Raw genomic sequence first — 21,374 nt, forward strand, 5'->3', positions numbered from 1 at the left:
GGTCAGTCAAGGAGGGAACGCGATGGCAGACGACGATTCCACTCGCGCGCGGATCATCGACGCGGCTCGGAAACTGTTCGCCGAACACGGCTACGCGGCCACCGCCACCGCGAAGGTCGCGGCCGCGGCGGGCGTGCCCGGCGGGCTGGTGTTCTACTACTTCCCCACCAAATCCGACCTGCTGCTGGCGACCGTCCGCGAACGCGCCTACCGCGGCACGCTCACCGCGCCGGCGGGCGCGACCGTCGCCGAAGTGCTCGTCGGCGCGGCGAAGGAGCTCGCGGCCGTGTTCGAGGAACACCGCGACTCGCAGCGGATCGTGTTCCGCGAAGCCGGGACCAACGCCGAGCTGCGCGAGGTGGCGCTGCGGCTCATCGCGTCGTCGACCGGGGACGTCGCGCGGCTGCTGGCCGCCGCGCCGGACGCGCCCGACGGCACGACCGGCGCCACGATCGCGCGGCTGCTCGTGTCGAGCCTGCTCATGGACAACTTCCTCGCGCGCGGCCCGGCCGACCCGGTCGCCACGGCCGAGGTGCTCGCCGGGGGTGCCCGTTGAGCCGCGTCGCGATCGTGACCGGAGCCAGCCGGGGCATCGGCGCCGCCACCGCGCGGCTGCTGGGTGAGCGCGGGTACCGCGTGGTGGTCAACTACCGGGCCAGCGCCGAAGAAGCCGAGAAGGTGGTCGCCGGGATCACCGAGCACGGCGGCGAAGCGCTCGCCGTGCGCGCGGACGTCACGGCCGAAGAAGACGTCGCCGCGATGACCGCGCTGGCCACCGAGCGCTGGGGCGGGGTCGATGTGCTGGTGCACAACGCGCTCACTCCCTTCGCGATCACCTCCTACGCCGAGCTCACCTGGGACCAGCTCGGCGGCAAGCTCGAGCGTGAGCTGCGCGCGGCCTACCTCGTGACCCGAGCCGTGACGCCGGGCATGACCGACCGCGGTTACGGCCGGCTCGTGTACCTGACCACGGGCCTGTCCAAACGCCCGCGCGCCGGCATGATCACGCTCGGCACCGCGAAGGCCGCGCTCGACCAGTTCGTGCGCTACGTGGCCCAGGAACTCGCGCCGCACGGCATCACCGCGAACCTCGTCGCACCGGCCACAGTGGACGAAACCAGCGGCATCGGGCGCCTTTCGGCCGAGCACGTGCGCGGCCTCGGCGCGGCGACCCCGATGGGCCGGCTGGTGCGGCCCGACGAGGTGGCCCGCACCGTCGCGTTCTTCGCCGGCGACGAAGCCGGCTTCACCACCGGCACCTACGCGCCGGTCAACGGCGGCATCGCCTTCGACTGAGAGGTTTTCCCGTGCACACCATCGATCTGGCCTATGTCGGCCGAGGCATCCACGAAGAACTCGTCGCGCACGTCGCGGACCAGGAGGGCTACTACGCCGACGAAGGCCTGCACGTCGCCGTGCGCGACGGCATCGAGTGGCCCACCGAGCGCCTGCGCGGCGCCGCGACAATCGGCCTCGGCCGGGCGCTGCTGTCGCGGCTGACCGACGGCATCGAGTGGACCATGCTCAGCGTCAACACCCATCGCCCGCTGTTCTGGTTCCTCGGCCGCGCCGGCCTCGAAACCCTCGACGACCTGCGCGGCCGCCGGCTCGCGGTGCACGCGGGCCACACCGCGCCGGGCTGCTTCGCGCGGATCGTGCTGCGGCGCAACGGGATCGACCCGGACCACGACCTCACGTGCGTGGTGCGCCCGCCCGGCGACTACAGCATGGACCTGCGGCTGCTGCGGTCCGGCGCGATCGACGCCGCGTACGTCGGCAGCACGCTGGCGCCCGACCAGGTGGCCGAGGAAGAAGGCTTCCGGGTGCTGGCGTGGGTCGGTGACCACTTCCGGATCCCGACCGTCGGCGTGTCCGTGGACCCGGCGCACCACTCGCCCGACAGCCCCGCCGTGCAGGGCCTGGTGCGCGCCAACCGCCGCGCGCTCGCGACGATCGCCGAACGCCCGGGCCTGGCCGTGGACTACCTCGCCGGCTTCCTCAGCCGGCTCACGCGCGCGGAAGCGGTGCGGCACTTCGACAAGTACGTCGGCCCGTACTTCTCCGCCGACGGGCACGTCGATCTCGCGCTCGCCTCGGAGGCCGTGGAAGCGGTCGCGGCCGAGCTGGGCGTGGCCCCGCAGCCGGCGGAGAAGATCTACCAGGTCTGACGCGGCTACTGGCTGATCGTCCGGCGCGCCGGCCCGTTGGCGCTGCGCGGGACGATCGGCACCACGCCGAACGCGCTCAGCACGGCGACGAACCCGTTTTCGATCTGGGTTTCGGTGCTGGGCCAGTAGCCGACGGTTTCGCAGACGAACTCGTCGCACTGCTCGGGTGGCGGCCCGGCGCAGCCGGTGGCGAGCAGCACCACGGCGGCGGCCACGGCGATCAGGCGCGAGCGCGGCACGAGAACACTCCTCCCGGGACGACGGTTCATCGGACGTGCTCGGACTGAAGCCGGCTGGGCACGATCAACGCGATCACCACGAAAGCCAGCAGGATCGCGATCACCGCCTGGTAATACCCGGTGAGCACGCTGATCAGCGCGCACAGCGCCCCGATCACCTCCAGGCCCACCGCCAGCGGCTTGGCCCACTGCTGCCGCGTGAGCATCGCCGCCGCCACCGCGACCAGCACCGCGATCACGGGGTTCACCACGAGCACCAGCCACACCGCGCCCGGCACGTCCTGCCCGTGGTCGAGCCGCTCCAGCACTGTGAGCACCTGCACGACCCAGATGCCGGCCGACGCCACCGCCTGCGTGACCATGACGCCCCGCGCCGTCCCGACCCGCCACCCGACCACGCTCGGCCCCTCCCCGCCACCACCCCGGACTGTGCACCGGGGACGGTAACCGCGCGGCGCGGGAGCCCTCCCGGGCTTCTCCGCTAGTCGCCGGCCGACGCCAGGACTTCGCCGAGGTAACGCACGGCCAGCTCCTCCGCACGCTGCCGCCGCTCGACGTCACCACGCCAGCGCCGGTACAGCTCCACACTGGCCAGGACTGCCGCACCCGCCTCCTTCGCGTCGTAGCCGCAGACCGTCGCCTGCAGTTCACGCGCCGCCGCCGGCGCCAGGAACTCCAGCCGCCGCACACCTCGCGGCAGGACACCGGCCCGCGCGGCGATCAGCGGACCCAGCACCGTTTCCCGGAGGAAACCCAGGAACCCGAGCACGTCGAAGAGCTCGCCGCGACCGAGTTTGGTCGCCGCGTAGTGCACCCAGACCCAGAACCGGTCCTCAAGCCACTGCTCGTCCAGCGGAGCCCGGTCGAGCGGCGACGTCGTGAGCGCCCGGGTCAGCGACCCGGCGCGCTCCCAGAGGATCTTCGGGTCGCTCGTGCGCTCACCGAAGTCGGCGACGCGCACGAACTTGAAGTCCACGTGCAGCGGCAGCGGTCCGGTCAGCGTGATGACCAACCGCGGCTCGCCGACGTGCTCGCCGGTGAAGGCGGCCAGGACGTCGGTCCACGAGTCGATCAACGCGAACCGCTCGGCCAGCACCGCGTCGAACGCGTCGTCGTCGACCACCACGAGAATGTCCACATCGGAGTATTCGTCAGGCTCGCCGTGGGCGATGGAGCCGCCGACGGCCACGCCCGCCACGCGCGGATCGCGGCGGATCTTCGGCAGCATGTCGTCGAGGAACTCGCGGTGCGGCGCGGGCAGGATCATCGAGAGTCCTTTCGGTGGGGGCAAAGTCCGGCAAAGTAGCACGGACTCACCACCACCGGCACGCGAATATGGGCTCAGCTCTCGTGCAGCGCTTCGACGATGCGGCCCGCCAGCGTCGCCATCTCCGGCGAGCCGATGGTCACCACCACATCGCCCCGCCGCACCCGGCGCACCACCTCCGTGAGCGCCACCGAACCGGACCCGGCGTACACCTTGTCCTTCTCCGGCAACGGGATCGCGGCCGTGAGCGCCTCGCCGTCGTAGCCCGCGGCCACCGTCTCGCCCGGCCCGAAGACCTCCAGCACCACCGCCTGGTCGGCGAGGCCGAGCGACTCGGCCATCTCGCCGAGGAACTGCCGCACGCGGTAGGCGCGGTTGGGCTGGCACACGACCACCAGCCGGTGCTCGCGTGCGACCGCGCGCAACGCCGTGAGCGAAGCCGCCATCGATGTGTGGTGGCAGGCGTAGTCGTCGTACACGCGCACGCCGCGGGCCACGCCGCGCAGCTCGAACCGGCGGCGCACGCCCGGAAACCGCCGCAGGCCGCGGATCGCGCCGGGCACGCCGAGGCGTTGCGAAACGAGCAGCGCGGCGGCGGAGTTGAGGCCGAGGTGCTTGCCGACCACCGGCACGTGCACCGCGCCGAGCAGCGCACCACCGAGCACGGCGTCGTAACGGATACCCGAGGTCACCGACGAAAGGCCGACCACGATGAGGTCGGCGTCGTTGGCCTCGCCGTAGGTGTACACGGTCCGGCCGTCCGCGTGCAGCGCCTCGGCGAGCCGGCGGCACCGCGCGTCATCGGCGCTGGTCACCACGAAGCCGCCGGGCCGTACGCGGCGGCAGAAGTCGAGAAACGCCTGCTGCAGCCCTTCGACGTCGCCGTAGGTGTCGAGGTGGTCGGAGTCGATGTTCGTGACCACCGCGACCTCGGGGGTGTAGGCGAAGAACGAGCGGTCGCTCTCGTCGGCTTCCACCACGAAGTGCTCCCCCGCGCCGACGCCGCCCGAGCCGAGCGTGCGCACGTCGCCGCCGATCACGTACGACGGATCGGCTCCACCGGCGCGCAGCGCGACCGTGATCATCGCCGTGGTGGTGGTCTTGCCGTGGGTGCCCGCGACGGCGATCGCGCGGCGCCCGTCCAGCACCGCGGCGAGCGCCTCGGACCGGTGCAGCAGGAGCAGGCCGCGGTCGCGGGCCTCGGCGAGCTCGACGTGGTCGTCGGGGATCGCGGTCGAGTACACCACGGTGTCGGCGCCCCAGAGGTGCCCCGGCGAGTGCCGGCGGTGCACGGTGGCGCCCAGCTCCCGCAGCTTCGCCAGCACCGGCCGCTCGCCCACCTCGCTGCCGCTCACCGGCACGCCGTGGCGCAGCAGGATCTCCGCGAGGCCCGACATGCCGACCCCGCCGATGCCGATCAGGTACACGTGGCCCAGGTCCCGGACGGTCATCTCGTCCCTCCAACCTCCGGTGGGGGACGCCCTGTCCCCGGTTCCGAGGGTGCGGGCGGGATGTCTTCGCAGCTCGCGTTCTCCGTCACCGCACGGCAACGCCCGCGCACCGAAACGTCAGCCGGGCACGGAGAACCGCTGCCGGCCGGGCTGTCCCGGCGCGGTCGGCGGCGCCGCGAGCACCACGGTCGTGACGTCGGCCGGCAGCCGCGGCGCCCGGCGCTCGACCACACACGCCGAGGCCAGCGCGTAGCCGGCGGCGGCGAGGAAAAAGCCGCCGAGGCAGTCGCTGGGGCGGTGCCAGCCGACGGTGAGTGTCGACACGCCGACCGCCACGATCCACGCCAGGCCCAGCGGCGCCACCACGAACCGGCCGACCCGCGGCAGCACGAGCAGCAGCGCGAACACGCTCATCGCCGCCACCGTCACGTGACCGCTCGGGAAGCTGTTGCTGGTCGAGTGGATGCGCTCGGCCAGGTTCGGCCGCTCCAGCGCGGTCTTCAGCAGCTGCGCCACGCCCGCGACCACCACCATGAGCCCCACGGCCGCCGCCGTGCGCCGGTAGGCGCGACGCAACAGGCCGATCACCACGGCCAGCACGAGCGCGAGGGTGAACAGCACCGGCACCGGGACCTCCAGCGGCAGCGGCACCTCCCCCGACGCGCGGGTGAACGACGGGTCGAACGTCTCCAGGATCCGCTGGTCGACCTCCTGCCCGGACTCCGTCCGGACCAGCAGCACATACGTCAGCCCCGCGGCGACGGCGAGGACGACGGCGGCCACCAGCCGCCAGGCGATGCTCAGCACTCGGTTGTTCACCCTCTCCAGGGTGCCCGCGTCACGTCCGCGGCGGGCCCGGGAAATGTCATGGGTCTGCAACAACTGCGCACTGGTTCCGCACGGAGCAGTCCCCTGTGGACGGACGTGAGCCGCCTCACCCCACCCGCAGCGTGGTCCCGCGCGGGATCAACGTCGGCGCGAACCGCCGGGTGCTGGGCGGCACGCCGGCGCCCGCGTCGATCAGCAGGTCCACAGCGGCACCGGCGATTTCCGTGAACGGGACCCGGATCGTGGTGAGTGGCACCGGCAGGCGCGCGGCGAGCGGGATGTCGTTGTACCCCACCACGGACAGCTCGTCCGGCACGCGCACGCCGGCGCGCTGCACGGCCGAGAGCAGGCCCACGGCGGTGTTGTCGTTCACCGCGAACACCGCCGTCGGGCGGGGGTCGAGAGCCAGCAGCGCGCGGCCCGCCTCCTCCCCGCTTTCCATGCTGAACGTGGACGGCAGCACGATCGCGGGCAGGCCCGCCTCGCGCAGCGCGTCCTCGTAGCCGGCGCGGCGGCCCAGGGCGCTCGACGCGTAGGCCGGGCCCGCGACCAGCGCGATGCGGCGGTGGCCGAGGTCCAGCAGGTGGCGCGTGGCGAGGTAGCCGCCCAGCCGGTCGTCGCCCACGGCCGCGGCGCTGTCGCCGAACGTGCGCATCGCCAGCACGTGCGGCACGCCGCGCTCCAGCAGCTCCTGGCAGAACCCGCCCTCGGTGCGCGCGGTGGTGAGGATGAGCCCGTCGACGCGCCGGCCCAGCAGCATGCGGCCGTTTTCGCGCTCCAGCTCCGGCTCGTCGTGCGAGGTCGCGACCAGCGCGTGGTAGCCGCGGCGCGTGCACACCGTGGCGACCTCCTCGTAGAACATCGCCATCACCGTGTCGGTGAGCCGGGGCACGAGCACGCCGAACGTGTTCGTCTGCCGGCGCCGCAGGTTGGCCGCGACCGGGTTCGGCTCGTACCCCACGCCCTCGGCGATCTCCCGGATCCGCGCGGCCGAGGGGCTGCGGAAGAACCGGTGCTCCGGGTTGAGCGCGCGCGACACCGTCGACTTGCTGACGCCGGCCGCCGACGCGACGTCGCTGATCGTGGGGCGCGTCCCCGTGTCGGGCGCGCCCGGTGTTCCCTCGCTCATGCCGCTCCTTGACTCTCGTGCAACCCGCAGCCTACCGTTGTGCAACCGATTCCCTCATCGTTTGCACAGCCTGAACCAAGGGAGTGTCATGAAGTCTCTGGATCTCCGCGGCCTCGTCCCGGCCTGCGTCACGCCGTTCACCGAGAGTGGCGACGTCGACCACGAAGCCCTGGCGGTGCACGGACGCTGGCTGGCCGGCCTGCCGGGAGTCAAGGGCATCGTGTGCAACGGCCACGCGGGCGAAGGCGCGAGCATGACCGAGGCCGAGCGCGGTGCCGTGGTGAAAACCCTGGTCGACGCCGTGGAGGGCACGCAGCCGATCATCACCGGCGTGATCAGCGACGGCAGCCGCGTCGCCGGCGAAGAGGCCAAGCGCTACGGCGAGGCCGGCGCGGCGGGGGTGCTGCTCTACCCCGCACACAGCTGGCTGCGTTTCGGCTTTCAGCCCGGCGCCGCGGCCGACCGCTACCGCATCGTCGGCGAGATCTCGGGCCTGCCGCAGATCCTGTTCCAGTACCCCGACGTGACGAAGGCCAGCTACAACCTCACCGAGCAGCTCAAGATCGCCGAGCTCGACTCGGTGTTCGCGATCAAGAACGGCGTGCGCAACATGCGCCGCTGGGACACCGAGGTGCCGGTGCTGCGCAAGGAGGTCCCCGACCTGCAGATCCTCACCTGCCACGACGAGTACCTGCTGCACACCATGTTCGACGTCGACGGCGCCCTCGTCGGCTACGGCGCGCTCGCGCCCGAAGGCATGTGGGAGCTGCTGCAGGCCGGCAAGCGCCGCGACTACCCGGCGGCCCGCGCCGTGCACGACCGGCTGCTGCCGCTGACCAAGGCCGTGTACCACCGCGGCTCGCACATGGAAGGCAGTGTCGCGCTGAAGCTCGGCCTGGTGCAGCGTGGCGTGATCCCCAACGCGTACGTGCGGTCGCCGTTGCTGCCGCTCGCTCCCGAGGCCGACGACGAGGTCGCCGCCGCCCTCGCCCACGCCGGGCTCGGCAAGGTGCTCTGAAGCTCCCCTCTCCCCCACCGTTTCGCGTCGGAAGGCACACCAATGACCGCTGTGTCAGCAGGGGCGCACCAGCTCACCGGAAGCGGCCACCCGCGCCGGGAGCTGCGGTTCATCCTCGTGTTCGCGTTCCTCGGCTCGCTGTTCGACGGCGCCGAGATCAACCTCGTCGGGTATCCGCTCACCTACCTGTCCGGCTCACTGCACGTGTCCACGGTCGCGCTCGTCAGCGTGGCGACGTTCCAGGGCTTCGCCTCGATCGCGGGCGGGTTCCTGTTCGGCTGGCTCGGCGACACGCTCGGGCGGCGGCGCACGTACGCGATCTCCGTGCTCGCGTTCGGCGTCGCCGCGGTGCTCGGCGGGCTCGCGCCCGATTTCGGCACGTTCCTCGTGACCCGGCTGCTCGCCGGGCTCGGCATGGGCGGGCTGTTCGGCCTGTCGTTCTCGATGTTCACCGAATGCTGGAAAACCACGCGCCGGGGCAGCATGGGCGGGCTGATCCAGTCGATGTACTTCCTCGGCGAGATCGTGACGGTCGGCGTGCTCTACGCCTGCCTCAGCTGGTTCGGCACGGACCTGGGCTGGCGCACCGGGTACGTGGTGATCGGCGCGGTGAGCGTGGCGATCGGGCTCGCGGCGTTCCGGCTGCTGCCGGAGTCGCGCCACTGGCTCGAGTACCAGCGCGCGCTGCGCGAAGGCACCGTGCCGCCGGAGCTGCGGCGCACCCGCGTGCCGCTGCTCGACGTGTTCCGGTCCAAAGTGGTCTACGGCAGCGTGATCTTCATGGTGCTCTCCACGGCCATGTTCCTCACGACCAACTCCGTGGGCGTGTACCTGTCCACCTACCTGCTGAAGGTGCAGCACCTGCCGCTGGGCACGGCGAGCGGGATCGTGCTGATCGGCTACGTGTTCACCATCGCCGCCTACTCGGCCACCGGCGTGCTGTCGGACTCGATCCGGCGCAAGTACGCGTTCCTGGCCGCCTGCGTGTTCGGCGTGGTCGGGTTCGCCTGGTTCCTCAGCCAGGTGCTCTCCGGCACCGACCACGTGAGCTCGTCGTTCTGGAGCGACACCACCTTCTGGGCGCTCATGTGGTCGGCCGCGGCCTGCGGCGGCTTCGGCGTGCTGGGCGTGTGGATGTCGGAGTACTACCCGACGCGCATCCGCTCGACCGGCGCGAACAGCAGCTACTACGTCGGACGCGGCCTCGGCGCCGGCGTGTACCCGTTGTTCGCCCTCACCTTGGCGGGTGGCGGCATCCCGCTCGCGTTGGCCCTGGGCGTGCTGGGGCCCTTGGCGGGGATCGTCTTCTCCGCGATCGCCCCCGACCGGACCGGGCGCGACATCGTCGCGATCGAATGACGCGGTCTCGGTGATCTCCGGTTTCGAACCGGGTTCCGGTGCCCGCCGGCGAATGTCCGGCGGGCACCGGACTCAGTTCACGGTCACCGCGCGAATCACCCTCACACGGCAGCCAGCACGGTGCGACCGTGGGTCACCCGCAGCACGTCGGCGAGGACCAGGTCGGCGATCAGGCGCTCCTCCTCGTCCGGCAGCTCCGGCCGCGCGGGCGGCGGTGCTTCGCCGGCCAGCGCCGCGGCCGCGTCGGCGGTGAACCCGGCCAGCGCGGGCGAACCGGTGCCGCGTTGCAGCATCGCGCCGGCTGAGGCGGCGAGGCCGCGCAGGCCCTCCACGGACTCGTCGAGGGCTTCGCGCTGCGCGGACTCCGGGCCGCGGCTGCCTGGTTCGGGCGCCAGCAGGTCCTGGTGGGTCCGCACCGCCGCGCGGAACCGTGGGCCCACCTCACGCGCGTCGCCGCCCGCGGCACCGCGCAGGCGTGCGGCCACGGACCCGAGCAGCTCGCCCATCGCGGCGGTGGCGTCGGAAAAGCGTTGTGCCACTGAGGGTTTCGGCACGCCCGGCACGGCGGCGAAGCCGAACAGCAGCGCGATCGCGACGGCGAGGGCCACCAGCAGCACGTATTCGACGAGCGTGGCGCCGGGGTCGAGGTGCTTGGTCACGGCGTTGACACTCACGCTCATCAGCACCACGCACCCGTTGAACACCAGGGGTTTCGCCTGCAGGAACGGAAACCCGACGAGCAGCGCGACGAGCCCCAGCGGCAGCAGGGCCGAGTGCGGCAACAGCCACAGCGCGAGCGCGAGCACCCCGGCGCCGGCCACCGAACCGGCCACGCGCTGCCACACCTTCGCGAGCGTGTCCCGCCACTCCGGCTGCATGATGCCGAACGTCGTCATCAGGAACGACACCGTGAGCGGGTCGCCCGGGCGCAGCGACGCGATCACCACGGCCACCAGCATCCCCAGCGCGCACCGCACCGCGTGGCGCAGCTGGGCCGAGCGCCACGGCAACGCGCCGGTGGCCTCGCGCCGCAACGCCGTGCGCACGATGTGGCGGGGGAAGTCCACCAGGGACTCGTCGCGCGTCACCACCGCTTCGCGCACCGCATCGAGTGCCGTCCAGGCATCCGCGATCAGCGCGCGAGTGTCCCCGGGCAGGTCGAGGTCCGGCTCGACGCGCACGAGCTCCGGCACCCCGGCCGGGTCGAGGGTCTTGGCGCGCACCGCTTCCGCGAGCACGTCGAGACCGGTGCGCACCGCGTCGAGCACCGCCGTGACGGCCGCGGCCTGCTCGTCGTCGAGCACGCGCAGCCGGTCGCGCAGCACCGCGGTCGTAGCGTGGCAGCGCACGCCCGCGGCGACCACGCGCGCCTGCCAGCGCAGGGGCCGGTCGGCGAGCCACAGCCGCACGGCGCGTTCGGCGCTCTCGCGGTCGGGCCCGGCCAGCGCGTCGGCCAGCGCCACGCGGGTCGGCTTGCCCGGGTCGCCGAGACCGGTGAGCAGCCGCAGCACGAACACCACGCCGATCGCCAGCGCCGGCGCGCCGAGGATCTGCCCGGCGCTCGCCACCCCGGTGAGCTGGAAGCCGTACCCGAACACCGACGCCAGGCCGATACCCAGCCCCACGGTCACGTACCGCGCGCCCAGCGCCGGCAGCAGCGCCGCGCAGAACACCACGACCACGAGCAGCGCGATCGCCGCGACCTGCGACACCTCGCCCAGCAGCCGCGGTCCGGCCGCGCCGAGCACCACCGCCGGGGCGAACGCCGCCAGCAGTTTCAGGTCCGGCACGAGCGGCCCGCCGTTGGCCGCGAGGAAACAGAACAACGCGGTGAGCCCGGCCAGGATCATCGTGGCGCCGAGGCCCAGCACCGCGCCGAGCCCGGCCGTGCCGCCGACCACCACCAGGATCACCGCGAGCAGACCACCGCCGCGTGCCAGAACGTTCACCCGCACCTCACCGTCTCGCGATCTTCCCCGCGGAAGCCTCGCACCCCGGCGACGACGGCACCACTCCGGGCCCGGGTCCTTTGTGGACCCGGGCCCGGAGTGCCCGAGAAGCGATCAGGCGGTGATGGTGGCCAGCAGCTCCGCCGCCCGCGTGCGGAAGGTCTCGACGTTGGCCAGCTTGATGTCCTCGTAGCCGCGTACCACGTCGGGCAGCGCGGCGAGCTCGGCGAACGCGTCGGCGGTCTTCGGGGTCAGGTGGGCGAGCCCGCGCTCCACGAAGTGCTGGTACTCCCCCGGCAGCGCGCGCTCGACGCGGCGCACCTTCGCGTAGCCGAACACGTCGGCCTTCGTCCCACGCAGGCGGCGAGCGCCGCGCAGCGTGCGGAACGCGACCGTGGCTGTGCGCCCGCGAAGGCGGATCTTGCGCTTCATGCCCATCGCGCGCAGCACCGGCGGGTGCAGCAGCACGGCGACGTCGGCGTCCGTGCCGAACTCCGCCTCGCGCCGCGCCTGCTCGACCGGGTCGAGGTGCAGGCGCGCGACCTCGTACTCGTCCTTGTACGCCAGCAGCTTGTGCAGGCCGCGCGCGTACGCCGTGGCGATGCGGGCACCGGCTTCGGCGTCGGTGCGCTCGGCCGCCTCGGCCGCGAGCTCGCGGACCTGGGCGGCGTAACGGCGCGCCAGGTTCTCGTCCTGGAACCCGATGAGGTCCGCGACGCGCGGCGCCAGCACCTGCTCCAGATCACCGGCGGCGATCGTGGCGGCCACCGCGTCCACGGTCACCGGCGCGATCGCCGGCGCGACGGCGGCGGCCCGGACCGCGGCGGGGTCGAGCACCGCCGCGCGGCCCCAGCGGAACGCCGCCAGCGTCTTGTCCACGGCCGTGCCGTTGAGCCGGATCGCGGCCTCGATCGCCTCGGCCGAGATCGGCACCACGCCGTGCTGATACGCCGCGCCGACGAGCAGCATGTTGGCCGGCATGTGGTCGCCGAACAGCGACTCGGCCAGCTCGATCGCGTCGACCGCGAACAGGTCGCGGGTCTTGGCGCCGATCTGCTCCAGCGCGTCGTCGGGGGAACCGGGCAGCACCACGCGGTGGGTGACCATGGCCGCGGTCGGCACCAGCGCCGTGTTGATCACGGCCACGGTGTGCTCGGGCCGCGCGGTGGCGAGGTTGCCGGCGTCGGCCGCGCCCAGCAGGTCGAAGCCCACGAGCACGTCGGCGGTCGAGCGCGAGGCCCGCAGCGAGCCGGTGACCGGCGACTTCGAGATCCGGATGTCGGAGACGACCGGGCCGCCCTTCTGCGCCAGGCCGGTCTGCTCCAGGCCCGCGGCGAAGCGGCCGTCAAGGTGCGCGGCCATCTGCAGCACGGCCGAGATCGTGACCACGCCGGTGCCGCCGATGCCCGGCATCCGCATCAGCACGGTGTCCACTTCGGACAGCCGGGCCGCCGGTTCGGCCAGCGCCACCGGCAGTTCCGGTACCTCGCGGCGCGGCTTCTTCGTGCCCGGCGTCACGAGCAGGAACGACGGGCAGTCGCCCTTGAGGCAGGTGAAGTCGCTGTTGCACGACGACTGGTGGATGCGCGTCTTGGCCCCGAACTCCGTGTCGACCGGCCGCACCGAAAGGCAGGTGGACACGTCGCCGCAGTCGCCGCAGCCTTCGCACACGCGCTCGTTGACGACCACGCGCTCGGCCGGCGTCGGCAGCTGGCCGCGCTTGCGCAGCCGGCGTTCCTCGGCCGCGCACCGGTCGTCGTGGATCAGCACGGTGACGCCCTCGGTCGCGGCCAGCTCGGCCTCCACCTCGGCGAAGTCGTCGCGGTGGCGCACCGACGCGATCGGGTCGAGCGTGACGCCGCGGTAGTCGGCGGGCTCCTCGGTGGTGATCACGATCCGCCGCACGCCTTCCACGGCCAGCAGGCGCGTGATCGACGGGACGTCGAGGCGGCCTTCGGCTCGCTGGCCGCCGGTCATCGCGACGGCGTCGTTGTAGAGCAGCTTGTACGTCATGGTCACGCCGCCGGCCACGGCCGCGCGGATCGCGAGCGAGCCGGAGTGGTGGAACGTGCCGTCGCCGAGGTTCTGCACGAAGTGCCGGTCGTCGGTGAACGGCGCGAGGCCGAGCCACTGCGCGCCCTCGCCGCCCATCTGCGTGATGCCGATCTGGTCGCCGCGACCGGTGCCGTCGATCGCGACCATCGCGTGGCAGCCGATGCCGACGCCGACGAGCGTGCCCTCGGCGGTGCGGGTGGAGACGTTGTGCGGGCAGCCGGAGCAGAAGAACGGGGTGCGCGGCGCGGTCGCCGTCGGCAGCGCGATGCGGGCCGGGCGCGGCGGCGTGATGGCTTCGAGGTGCCGGGCCGCGGTGCGCGGCAGCCGGTCCGGCCCGATCACGGTCTCGACGCGCTGGACCAGCGCCTTCGCCACGTCCTCGGCCACGAGCTGGCCCCGGCCGGTGAGCAGCGGCCGGCCGTTCTCGGCGAAGCGGCCGACCACGTTCGGCGCGCCAGGGCGGCGGTAGAGGGCTTCCTTGAGGTGGCCTTCGAGGAAGGGCACCTTGTCCTCGACCACGAGCACCTCGTCGAGGCCCTCGGTGAGCTCGGCCAGCGCGTCGGCGTCGAGCGGGTAGGGCATGGCCAGGCGGATGAGGCGCAGGCCGGCGGCCTCCATCGCGGCCTCGTCGAGGCCCAGGTCCTGCAGCGCGCGCTGCACCACCGCGTAGCCGGTGCCGGAGGCGAGCACGCCGAGCTTGGCCGCACGGGCGGAGAAGGTGACGCGGTTGAGGCCGGTCGCTCGCGCGTACGCGCGAGCCAGGTCGAGGCGGCGCGTGTACATGTCGTGCTCGGCCTCGAGCGCCGGCGCGCCGACGAGCGCGCGCCCGGTCGGGCGGACGGTCTCGGGCGGCATCGGGATGCCGTGGGCGAGCGCGGCCATGTCGACGGTGGCCGAGGCGTCGGCGATGTCCGCCACGATCTTGAGGCCGGTCCACAGCCCGGTCGCGCGCGAGAGCGCCACCGCGTGCAGGCCGAGGTCGATGATCTCGGCGACGCTGCCGGGCGCGAGCAGCGGCATGGCCAGGCTCTGCGCCATCGGCTCGCACGAGCTGGGCACGGTCGAGGACTTGCACGCCGGGTCGTCGCCGATCCACGCCACCGCGCCGCCGAGCGAGGCCGTGCCCGCCAGCGTGCCGTGGCGGATCGCGTCGGCCGCGCGGTCGAGGCCGGGGTTCTTGCCGTACCAGAAGCCGGTGACGCCGGCGTGGCGGCGACCGGGGACGTTGCCGAGCAGCTGCGTGCCCGCGACGGCGGTGGCGGCCAGCTCTTCGTTCACGCCCGGCTTGAACACGACCCCGGCCGGGTCGAGGAACTTCTTGGCGCGGACCAGCTCCTGGTCGAGCCCGCCCAGCGGGGATCCCTGGTAGCCGGAGACGAACACGCGCGTGTCGAGGCCGCGGGCCTCGTCGAGGCGACGCTGTTCGAGCGTGAGCCGCACGAGCGCCTGCACGCCCGAGATCAGCGCGCGCCCGTGGTCGGCGACGTACTTGTCGTCCAGCGAAACCGGATCGGTGAGCACGTGAGCGCTCCTCTCGGGGGCGTGGGACCGTGGTGGGACCGGGGTGGGGCGGTTGTGGGGCGGGACACAGGAGAAACCTCAGCCTCTCACGGCGCAAGATCAGTGCGCGGCCTGGCCACGATGACGCAACTATGTAACGTGCACCTGGTATCCACCTTAATTTCTTGCCTGGAGGTGACATGGCCGGCGTCGACGACATCGACCTGCGCCTCGTCGAGTTCCTGCGCCTCGACGGCCGCCGGTCCTATGCGGACATGGCGGCCGAAGTCGGGCTTTCGCTGCCCGCGGTGAAGCGCCGCGTCGACCGGTTGCTGGCCTCCGGCGTGATCACCGGTTTCACCGCGCAGATCGATTACACCAAGCTCGGTTGGAACATCGAAGCGTTCACCGAACTGCGCTACACCGGCCGCACCCGGCCGCCGGACATCGAGCGCCTCGCCCGCGACCTGCCCGAGGTCCACGCCGTGTACCTGATCGCCGGCGACCCCGATGCGCTGTGCCACATCCGCGCGAAGGACGTGACGCACCTGCGTCGCGTGATCGACGCGATCCGCGTTTCGGGCGGGGTGGTGGGCACGAAGACGTTCATCACGCTCGGCAGCGCGCCCGAGGCCACGGACACCGCCTGACCCCCGCGGCGCGGTATAGGGCGTTATACGGAAATCACCTTGCGGGCCGGGCCCGCGGCCGCGATCGTGGCCGGTGTGGTTGAGCTGCGGATCCTCACGGCGGACGACTGGCGGGCGTGGCGCGCCCTGCGGCTCGGCGCGCTCGCCGAGGCACCGCTCGCGTTCGGCGCGCGGCTGGCCGACTGGCAGGGCGAGGGCGACACCGAGGCCCGCTGGCGGGCGCGGCTCACCGACCTGCCGTTCAACGTCCTCGCCTCCGTGACCGGCCAGGACGCCGGCATGGCCAGCGCCACCGACCCCGACGACGAGGGGGTGGTGGATCTGCTTTCGATGTACGTCACGCCGTTCGCCCGCGGCCACGGCGTCGGCGGCGCCCTCGTGGGGGCGGTGGCGGACTGGGCCGCGCGGCGTGCCGCCCAGACGCTGCGCCTGCAGGTCTTCGAGGACAACGCGGCGGCCATCGCCCTCTACCGCCGCCACGGTTTCCTCGACGCCGGCACGGTCCAGTACCGCCGGCTCGCGCTGAAGATGGTGCGCGGCCTCAGGCACCCGTCACGGACAGCATGATCGAGTAGAGCGACGTCGTGGCGCACAGGTACAGAATGTTGCGTTTGGGCCCGCCGAACACGAGATTGGCCACGGTCTCGGGCACTTTCAGCCCGCCGAGTAGCGTGCCGTCGGCGTCGAAGCAGTCGACGCCCCCGCCGGTCGCCACCCACAGCCGGCCCTCGTCGTCCAGGCGCAGGCCGTCGAACGTGCCCTGCCGGCAGCGCGCGATCTCCTCGCCGCCGGTGAGCGTGCCGCGCGGCGTCACCTCGAAGCGGCGCAGGTGGGCGCGCTGGGAATCCACCACGTAGAGCTGCTCGCCGTCCCTCGAGAACGCCAGCCCGTTGGGCCGCTCGAAGTCGTCGGCCACGACCTTCGGTTCGCCTCCCGGGTCCACCCGGTACACGTGGTCCGCACCGATCTCGCTCTCGGCGCGAAACCCTTCGTAGTCACTGCCGATGCCGTAGCGCGGGTCCGTGAACCAGACCGCGCCGTCGGCCGCCTCGACGAGATCGTTGGGGCTGTTGAACCGCTTGCCCTCGAACCGCTCGGCGAGCACGGTGATCGACCCGTCGTGCTCGGTGCGGGTGACCCGCCGCGGACCCTGCTCGCAAGTGAGCAGGCGACCCTGACGGTCGCGCGAGTTGCCGTTGGCGTAGCCCGCGGGATGCCGGAACACCCCGACGGCACCGGTCGTCTCGTCCCACCGCAGCAGCCGGTCGTTGGGGATGTCGCTCCACACGAGCGAGCGCGCCGCGGGGAAGTAGACCGCACCTTCGGCCCACCGGCAGCCGCCGTGGAGCCGCTCCAGCCGCGAATCCCCACCGACGCGCGCGAACCGCTCGTCGAACCTCTCCCACACCGCTTCGACGTACTCCGCCATCGTCCGCCCCCGGAAAGTCGGTTCCGCGCCGGAGCATAACCGTGGTGGGATCACCCGACGATGCCTCGTTCCGACCCCGACTGAGGGTGGGCTGGACCGAGTCCGAGTACGCGGAGGTCACGCGTCGTCATCCGGTCGGTACCGAGGTGACCGCGGAGGTCACGCGTCGTCATCCGGTCGGTACCGAGGTGACCGCGGAGGTCCGTCACGCCCCCGGCAGAACGCCTTCCAGCGACCCCAGGTCCGCCACTTCCCGCGGCCCGCCCAGCAGCCCCGTCACCGACACGCACCCCGCCGCCACCAGGGCGCTGTCGGTGGCCGCGTGTTCTTCGCGCGCCAGTACGTCGGCGGCGGTCGGGAAGCGTTCGAGGCGGAGGCCGTCGGCGGCGGGTTTGATCATGAGGCCGGCGGAGCCCACGCGGCCGAGGCGGGCCCAGTGCGCGCCGCGCAGGTCGGCGAGGTCCACGTCGGGCACGTTGACGTTGAGGACGGTGCGTTTGGGGGCGTGCGTGACGAGCCAGTCGAGCACGGCGACGCCCACGGCGGCGGCCGTGTCGAAGCGCGCGCCGGGGCGTTCGCCGCAGGACAGGGCCAGGGCGGAGCGGCCGGCGGTCGACGCGGTCAGCGCGGCGCCGACGGTGCTGGAGTGCAGCACGGCGCGGCCGGTGTTGTGGCCGTCGTTGATGCCCGCCACGACCACGTCCGGCGGGGGGCCGAGGGCGCCGAAGCTCGCGGCGAGCACGGCGAACGCCGGGGGCGCCGACACGCGGTGCGCCGGCACGTCGTCGAGGCCGGGCAGCACGTGGGGCTCGCAGGCCACGATCGTGCCGTGGTCGATGGCGCCGAGCGACGTGCCGCTGCCGCTGCTGTCCCCGGCGGGCGCGGCCACCACGAGGTCGTGCCCCGCGTCGCGCAGGGCGTGGGCCAGGACGAGCAGGCCGGGGGCCTCGATGCCGTCGTCGTTCGTGAGCAGTACCCGCACAGTCGCCCGCTCCCGGTTCGTCGGAGTGTTCGGATCGCTAGATTGTGACCACACGTTCGCTGTTGTGTCCACGCCCAACTCCTCGGCGGCGCGGTCATCCAGCCAAGATACGCATGTCACCCTCTTGACCAGAAGCCCCCGGGTCCGCATTATGTGATCTGCACGTCACAAACTGGCGAGGGAGCGAGCCGTGAACGTCGAAGTCGATCCGGGTCTGTGCGAGAGCCACGGGCAGTGCGAGTTCGCCGCACCCGAGGTGTTCAGCCTCGACGACGACGCGGTGCTGCACATCGACCTCGGGCCCGTCGAGAGCCAGCGCGAAGCGGTGCACCGCGCGGCCCGCGCCTGCCCCACCCGCGCGATCCGGATCGCGGAGTAGCGCCCATGCCGGACCGGATCGTGGTCGCGGGAGCGGGGCTCGCCGGCTGGCGGGCCGCCGAAGCCCTGCGCGCCGAAGGTTTCCGCGGCGAGCTGGTGCTGGTCGGCGCCGAGACGCACCGGCCGTACGACCGGCCGCCGCTGTCCAAGGGCCTGCTCACCGGCGCCACCCCCGAATCCGCGCTGGAGCTGACACCGGCTGAGGACACCCAGGACCTCGACGTCACCTGGCGCCTCGGCACTCGCGTCACCGCGCTGAAGAACCACACCGTCGTGCTCGAAGACGGTGAAGAACTCGACTTCACCGGCCTCGTGATCGTCACCGGCGCGGCGCCCGCGGTGCCCGCCGGCCTCGGCCGCCCAGCCGGTGTGCACGTACTGCGCACCCTCGACGACGCCCGCGCCCTGCGCTCCGAACTCACCACGAGCGCCGAACGCGTGCTGGTGCTCGGCGCCGGGTTCATCGGCTGCGAGCTCGCCTCGACGTGCCGCGACCTCGGCCTGCCCGTGGCCGTCGCCGACCCGCTCCCCCACCCGCTGGTCCGCGTGCTCGGCGAAGACGTCGCGCGCCGCGTCGAGCGGCTGCACCGCGAACGCGGCGTGCGCTGGCTGCTCGGCACCCAGGTCGTGAAGTTCCTCGGCCGGGACCGCGTGACCGGCGCGGTGCTGTCCGACGGCCGTGCGGTGCGCGCCGACGTGGTGGTCATCGCCACCGGCGTGCGCCCGGCCACCGGCTGGCTCGCGGGCAGCGGCATCGACACCGCGAGCGGCGTCCGCTGCGACGAGTACCTGCGCGTGCTCGACGAGTCCGGCGCCGTGGTGCCCGGCGTGGTGGCCGCGGGCGACGTCGCGAGCTGGACCCACCCCCTGCTCGGCGCACCGGTGCGGGTCGAGCACTGGACCACCGCCTCCCTCGGCGCCGCCACCGCGGCCCGCACGCTGGTGCACGGCCCGCAGGAGAAGTTCGACGCCGTGCCGTCGTTCTGGTCCGACCAGTGCGGCCTGCGCATCCAGGGCGTGGGCCTGCCCGGCCGCGGCGAACACGTCGAGCTCGTGCACGGCGACCTCGCCGGCGAGAAGTTCGTCGCCCGCTACAGCACCGGCGGCCGCCACGTCGGCTCGGTCGCCTTCGGCCTGCCCCGGCAGCTGGCCCTCGAACGGCGGCGGCTCACGTCCGCCTGAGCCACCGCAGGAAAACCCACCCACTCAAAGACGAGGAGAGGTCTCCATGACCCAGTGGCCCATCTACGACGACGCGTCGGCGGTCTTCCCGATCTACTCGCGCGCCAACATCGGCGAGATCTTCCCCGACCCGATCAGCCCGCTCAACGCGTCCACGGGCTTCCAGGCGAACCTCTCGCCCGGCTGGGACGACGCGTTCGTCGCGTGTGGAGTGTGGGACCACGCCACCTACGACTCCGCCGTGCAGCACAACGTGTTGCCCGCCTTCGGCAGCTACCTCTACATCAACATGTCGCTGATGCGCCTCTTCGGTGTGCGCGTGCCCGGCATGACCCCCGAAGCCGTGGACCTGCAGTACTTCGGCGACATGCCGGGAATCCCGTCGTACGAGAGCGAAAAGCGCGACTTCGACGAGAACCCCGACTTCGAGGCCACGGCCGGGCAGTGGCTGGCCGAGCAGGTGCTGGGCGCGAAGGACCTCGCGGCCTACGACGCCGACCGCCGCACGGTGGAGGACATCCGCAAGAACCGGCCCGCCATCGCCGACCTCGGCAACCAGGAGCTGCGCGAGCGCATCACCTCGTTCAACGACGTGCTGCGGCCGCTGCTGAGCCGCCACATCGAAGCGAGCCTGAAGGCCGGCGTCGGCCTGGGCGCGGTCGCGCAGTTCACCGAAGCGATCGGCCGGCCGGAGCTCGCGCTCACGCTGGTGGCCGGCATCGGCGACATCGACTCCACCGGCCCGTCCACCGGCATGTGGGCGCTCTCGCGCCTCGCGCGCACCGGCCCGGTGGCGGCGCTGTTCGACGAGGGCCAGGACGGTCTCGTCGAGCGCCTGCGCGCGAGCGGCGACCCGGAGGTGGTGGCGTTCACGCGTCAGCTGGAGGAGTTCCTGGCGGCGTGGGACTTCCGCGGCCCGTCGGAGTGGGAGATCCGCGCGAAGACGTGGGGCGTCAAGCCGTCACTCGTGCTGTCCACTGTGGACCGCATGCGTCAGGCCGACGACACGGCTTCACCGGCTGTGAAGAACGCCGAGCGCGTGGAGCAGCGCGAAGCCGCGTCCGCCGGCGTGCGGGCCGCGCTCGCGGGCAACGACGAGGCTCTCGGCCAGTTCGAGGCCGTGCTGCACGCGGCCGCGCTGTGGCTGCGGGGCCGGGAACGCGGCCGCACGTCGTGCGCGATGGTGATGCACGAGCTGCGCCTGCCCGCTCTCGAACTCGGCCGCCGCTTCACCGCCGAGGGCCACCTCGAGCGCCCCGAGCAGATCTTCATGCTGTTCGCCGGCGAGCTCGACGCGTTCCTCGCCGACCCCGCGAGCTTCAGCTCGACCCTGCGCGACCGGGAAGCGGCCTACCTCGACCTGTTCGACCGCGAGCCGCCGTTCGTGGTCGTGGGCCAGCCGGAGCCGGTGGAGAACTGGCCGCGCCGCTCGGCGCGCGAGGTGCAGCCGGCCGTGGCCGGCGAGGTGATCCAGGGCGTGCCCGGCTGCAACGGCTCCACCCGCGGCCGCGCCCGCGTGGTCACCGACGCCGACGACCCGTCGGCCCTGGAGCCCGGCGAGATCCTGGTGGCCCCGCTCACCGACCCGTCGTGGACGCCGCTGTTCGTGCCCGCCGCCGCGGTGGTCGTGGACGTCGGCGCGCCGTTCTCCCACGCCGCGATCGTGAGCCGCGAGCTCGGCATCCCGTGTGTGGTCTCGGCGACGGCCGCCTCGGCCCGGATCCCGGACGGCGCGCTGATCGAGGTCGACGGCACCACCGGCACGGTCACGGTGCTGGAAGTCTAGGCCC

General features: G+C 72.8%; 20 protein-coding genes. 10 read left to right on the forward strand and 10 right to left on the reverse strand.

The window, feature by feature from the left end; genetic code table 11:
* Positions 1 to 22 precede the first annotated feature (22 nt).
* Genes VSH64_RS19580 through VSH64_RS19590 form a run of 3 tightly spaced genes read left to right on the forward strand, consistent with a single transcriptional unit; the run spans position 23 to position 2,168 of the window.
* Positions 23 to 556, forward strand: a complete 534-nt coding sequence (locus tag VSH64_RS19580; RefSeq protein WP_326837068.1) for a TetR/AcrR family transcriptional regulator — start codon at positions 23 to 25, stop codon at positions 554 to 556.
* A gap of 14 nt (positions 557 to 570) precedes the next feature.
* The gene (locus VSH64_RS19585; protein WP_326837069.1) at positions 571 to 1,296 is read left to right on the forward strand and encodes an SDR family oxidoreductase; all 726 of its coding nucleotides are present in this window, start codon (positions 571 to 573) and stop codon (positions 1,294 to 1,296) included.
* Between the two features lie 11 nt (positions 1,297 to 1,307).
* The gene (locus VSH64_RS19590; protein ID WP_326837070.1) at positions 1,308 to 2,168 is read left to right on the forward strand and encodes an ABC transporter substrate-binding protein; all 861 of its coding nucleotides are present in this window, start codon (positions 1,308 to 1,310) and stop codon (positions 2,166 to 2,168) included.
* Between the two features lie 5 nt (positions 2,169 to 2,173).
* Here the strand turns inward: VSH64_RS19590 and VSH64_RS19595 are convergent, their stop codons facing one another.
* From VSH64_RS19595 to VSH64_RS19620, 6 genes are all read right to left on the reverse strand, one after another.
* On the reverse strand, positions 2,174 to 2,407 hold the full coding sequence (locus VSH64_RS19595) for a hypothetical protein (RefSeq protein ID WP_326837071.1): 234 nt from the start codon (positions 2,405 to 2,407) through the stop codon (positions 2,174 to 2,176).
* A gap of 26 nt (positions 2,408 to 2,433) precedes the next feature.
* Positions 2,434 to 2,805 (reverse strand): hypothetical protein, encoded by a 372-nt coding sequence (locus VSH64_RS19600; RefSeq protein WP_326837072.1) that lies wholly within the window; start codon positions 2,803 to 2,805, stop codon positions 2,434 to 2,436.
* A gap of 83 nt (positions 2,806 to 2,888) precedes the next feature.
* Positions 2,889 to 3,674, reverse strand: a complete 786-nt coding sequence (locus tag VSH64_RS19605; RefSeq protein WP_326837073.1) for a nucleotidyltransferase domain-containing protein — start codon at positions 3,672 to 3,674, stop codon at positions 2,889 to 2,891.
* A gap of 74 nt (positions 3,675 to 3,748) precedes the next feature.
* Positions 3,749 to 5,125: a UDP-N-acetylmuramate--L-alanine ligase gene (murC, locus tag VSH64_RS19610; protein ID WP_326837074.1), complete on the reverse strand. Its 1,377-nt coding sequence runs from the start codon at positions 5,123 to 5,125 to the stop codon at positions 3,749 to 3,751.
* A 117-nt stretch (positions 5,126 to 5,242) separates the two neighbouring features.
* Complete coding sequence (locus VSH64_RS19615; RefSeq protein WP_326837075.1) at positions 5,243 to 5,944, reverse strand: phosphatase PAP2 family protein; 702 nt, start codon at positions 5,942 to 5,944, stop codon at positions 5,243 to 5,245.
* Between the two features lie 115 nt (positions 5,945 to 6,059).
* Positions 6,060 to 7,082: a LacI family DNA-binding transcriptional regulator gene (locus VSH64_RS19620; protein ID WP_326837076.1), complete on the reverse strand. Its 1,023-nt coding sequence runs from the start codon at positions 7,080 to 7,082 to the stop codon at positions 6,060 to 6,062.
* 88 nt (positions 7,083 to 7,170) lie between these two features.
* Between VSH64_RS19620 and VSH64_RS19625 the strand changes: the two genes are divergently transcribed.
* The gene (locus VSH64_RS19625; RefSeq protein WP_326837077.1) at positions 7,171 to 8,100 is read left to right on the forward strand and encodes a dihydrodipicolinate synthase family protein; all 930 of its coding nucleotides are present in this window, start codon (positions 7,171 to 7,173) and stop codon (positions 8,098 to 8,100) included.
* 42 nt (positions 8,101 to 8,142) lie between these two features.
* Positions 8,143 to 9,459, forward strand: coding sequence for an MFS transporter (locus VSH64_RS19630; RefSeq protein WP_326837078.1), 1,317 nt, complete (start codon positions 8,143 to 8,145; stop codon positions 9,457 to 9,459).
* A 101-nt stretch (positions 9,460 to 9,560) separates the two neighbouring features.
* Here the strand turns inward: VSH64_RS19630 and VSH64_RS19635 are convergent, their stop codons facing one another.
* Complete coding sequence (locus tag VSH64_RS19635) at positions 9,561 to 11,408, reverse strand: FUSC family protein (RefSeq protein ID WP_326837079.1); 1,848 nt, start codon at positions 11,406 to 11,408, stop codon at positions 9,561 to 9,563.
* A 114-nt stretch (positions 11,409 to 11,522) separates the two neighbouring features.
* Entirely contained in the window at positions 11,523 to 14,984 is a 3,462-nt protein-coding gene (locus tag VSH64_RS19640) for an indolepyruvate ferredoxin oxidoreductase family protein (RefSeq protein ID WP_326837080.1), read from the reverse strand.
* A 179-nt stretch (positions 14,985 to 15,163) separates the two neighbouring features.
* Between VSH64_RS19640 and VSH64_RS19645 the strand changes: the two genes are divergently transcribed.
* A complete protein-coding gene (locus tag VSH64_RS19645; RefSeq protein WP_326837081.1) occupies positions 15,164 to 15,613 on the forward strand; it encodes an Lrp/AsnC family transcriptional regulator in 450 nt (149 codons plus the stop codon).
* A gap of 75 nt (positions 15,614 to 15,688) precedes the next feature.
* On the forward strand, positions 15,689 to 16,180 hold the full coding sequence (locus VSH64_RS19650; RefSeq protein ID WP_326837082.1) for a GNAT family N-acetyltransferase: 492 nt from the start codon (positions 15,689 to 15,691) through the stop codon (positions 16,178 to 16,180).
* Here VSH64_RS19650 and VSH64_RS19655 read toward each other — a convergent pair.
* Both VSH64_RS19655 and surE read right to left on the reverse strand, forming a co-directional pair.
* Positions 16,155 to 17,042, reverse strand: coding sequence for an SMP-30/gluconolactonase/LRE family protein (locus VSH64_RS19655; protein WP_326837083.1), 888 nt, complete (start codon positions 17,040 to 17,042; stop codon positions 16,155 to 16,157). The genes VSH64_RS19650 and VSH64_RS19655 overlap by 26 nt on opposite strands.
* Before the next feature lie 205 nt (positions 17,043 to 17,247).
* Entirely contained in the window at positions 17,248 to 18,024 is a 777-nt protein-coding gene (gene surE / locus VSH64_RS19660) for a 5'/3'-nucleotidase SurE (RefSeq protein WP_326837084.1), read from the reverse strand.
* A gap of 190 nt (positions 18,025 to 18,214) precedes the next feature.
* Between surE and VSH64_RS19665 the strand changes: the two genes are divergently transcribed.
* The 3 genes from VSH64_RS19665 to VSH64_RS19675 are packed head-to-tail and all read left to right on the forward strand — an operon-like array spanning position 18,215 to position 21,370.
* On the forward strand, positions 18,215 to 18,403 hold the full coding sequence (locus VSH64_RS19665) for a ferredoxin (RefSeq protein WP_326837085.1): 189 nt from the start codon (positions 18,215 to 18,217) through the stop codon (positions 18,401 to 18,403).
* A gap of 5 nt (positions 18,404 to 18,408) precedes the next feature.
* The gene (locus VSH64_RS19670) at positions 18,409 to 19,584 is read left to right on the forward strand and encodes an NAD(P)/FAD-dependent oxidoreductase (protein WP_326837086.1); all 1,176 of its coding nucleotides are present in this window, start codon (positions 18,409 to 18,411) and stop codon (positions 19,582 to 19,584) included.
* Positions 19,585 to 19,630: 46 nt separating this feature from the next.
* On the forward strand, positions 19,631 to 21,370 hold the full coding sequence (locus tag VSH64_RS19675) for a PEP-utilizing enzyme (protein ID WP_326837087.1): 1,740 nt from the start codon (positions 19,631 to 19,633) through the stop codon (positions 21,368 to 21,370).
* Positions 21,371 to 21,374 lie beyond the last annotated feature (4 nt).

The sequence above is a fragment of the Amycolatopsis rhabdoformis genome (assembly GCF_035918295.1).
In the GTDB taxonomy this organism is placed as follows: domain Bacteria; phylum Actinomycetota; class Actinomycetes; order Mycobacteriales; family Pseudonocardiaceae; genus Amycolatopsis; species Amycolatopsis rhabdoformis.